We start from the raw sequence: 705 nt of genomic DNA, 5'->3' as shown, positions 1-705 counted from the left end.
GAAAATCACGATTTTCAGACGGCTTTTTGATTTGCACAGACCGCAGCGGCCCGCATTATTTCGTGGCTTAATTCACGCTGCCACGCAACACCACGCGGCTTTGGAAGGTGGCAACGATACAGTCGGCCTGTCCGGCAGGCAGGAAGCGCTTGGCATCGAAGCGGCCGTTATTCTGCGCCGCGTAGCTGACGACGTTGGTTAAACGCTTGCCGCCGTCTTTTTTCACGCGGTTTTGCAGGTTGTTGACCGCATTGACAACGGCGCGTTCGCAGCTGGCCGCTTCATCTTTACCGAGCGAACGGGCGGTGGCGTTGGTGCGGTATTTGCCGTTACCGCCGAACGATACCGGAATATTGGCATCCAAGGCTGCCCGGGCGTCGGCGGTTTTCATCACCGCATTGATGTTGCAGCGGTACACCATGTTTTTACCGCGGCCTTCGTGGTCGGCCAGCAGGCGGCAGGCACCGGAATCGGCACGGCTTTCCTGACCTGAAGTAGAAGCCTTACGGCCGGTATCACCCGGTTGTCCAGTGCTGCTGCAGGCGGTGAGTGCGAAAGCGGCCGCCAATGCAGCCAAAAACATACGTTTGGTTTCCATCAAAATCTCCATATTTATTGTGGCACAGGGAAAAACTCTGTCCTGCCATTATAGGGATAATGGCGGAAAAAACCAATCTGCAAGTACTTTCCATGCCGTCTGAATAT

Annotated in this window: 1 protein-coding gene; it reads right to left on the bottom strand. The window is 55.3% G+C overall.

The genetic code is table 11. The features are described 5' to 3' along the window. Positions 1 to 67: 67 nt before the first annotated feature. Positions 68 to 598 carry a hypothetical protein gene (locus tag BDE01S_RS10880; protein ID WP_147283886.1) on the bottom strand — a complete coding sequence of 177 codons (531 nt, stop codon included), beginning with the start codon at positions 596 to 598 and terminating at the stop codon, positions 68 to 70. Positions 599 to 705: the final 107 nt, after the last annotated feature.

Origin of the sequence: Bergeriella denitrificans NBRC 102155 (assembly GCF_001592185.1) — a bacterium.
Classification (GTDB): Bacteria; Pseudomonadota; Gammaproteobacteria; order Burkholderiales; family Neisseriaceae; genus Neisseria; species Neisseria denitrificans.
Note: the sequence above shows the minus strand (reverse complement) of the source record. Positions and strands in the feature narration are given on the sequence as shown.

Excerpts from the sequence above, each read along its gene's own strand:
- BDE01S_RS10880 (WP_147283886.1), bottom strand. The coding sequence starts at position 598 with ATGGAAACCAAACGTATGTTTTTGGCTGCATTGGCGGCCGCTTTCGCA.